1 rRNA gene is annotated in these 756 nt (G+C 43.8%); it reads left to right on the plus strand.

The features are described from left to right. Positions 1-756 (plus strand): 23S ribosomal RNA (locus LJ207_RS12265); the annotation flags it as partial.

Raw genomic sequence — 756 nt, forward strand, 5'->3', positions numbered from 1 at the left:
AGAGGGAAAGAGCCCAGACCACCAGATAAGGTCCCAAAGTATATGCTAAGTGGAAAAGGAAGTGAGATCGCACAGACAACCAGGATGTTGGCTTAGAAGCAGCCATTCATTTAAAGAGTGCGTAATAGCCCACTGGTTAAGCGGTTTCGCGCCGAAAATGTAACGGGGCTAAAGCATATCACCGAAGCTGTGGTTTCTAGGAACTGTCCATAAAATTTATCTGTTAGTTATATTTAGTCAAAACTAACAACAAGAATAAAAAAAGAAAGTTTTGACCAAATGATTTTAGCTAAAGCATATCATGAATTAGCTGAGAAGGTAGATTTTATGGGCGGTTTCTAGAGAGGTAGAGGAGCATTGTGTGCTGAGTGAAGCTATACCGTAAGGAGTAGTGGACGGCACAGAAGAGAGAATGCCGGTATGAGTAACGAAAAAAGGAGTGAGAATCTCCTTCGCCGAAAGTCTAAGGATTCCTGAGGAAGGCTCGTCCTCTCAGGGTTAGTCGGGACCTAAGCTGAGGCCGAAAGGCGTAGGTGATGGAAAATCGGTAAAGATTCCGATACCACTATAAATTGTTTGAATGAAGTGGGGACGCGGTAAAGAAGGTGGAGCATGTGACTGGAAGAGCATGTATAAGCTATTAAGCTGGGGTAAGGAGGCAAATCCCTTTACCCACTAAACAGCTTAAAGTGATGTGGAGCCAAAAGAGGCGAAGCCACCGGATGAATCGCCAAGAAAAACCACTAATGAGATTTA

Origin of the sequence: Halanaerobium polyolivorans (genome assembly GCF_020711195.1) — a bacterium.
GTDB classification, from domain to species: domain Bacteria; phylum Bacillota; class Halanaerobiia; order Halanaerobiales; family Halanaerobiaceae; genus Halanaerobium; species Halanaerobium polyolivorans.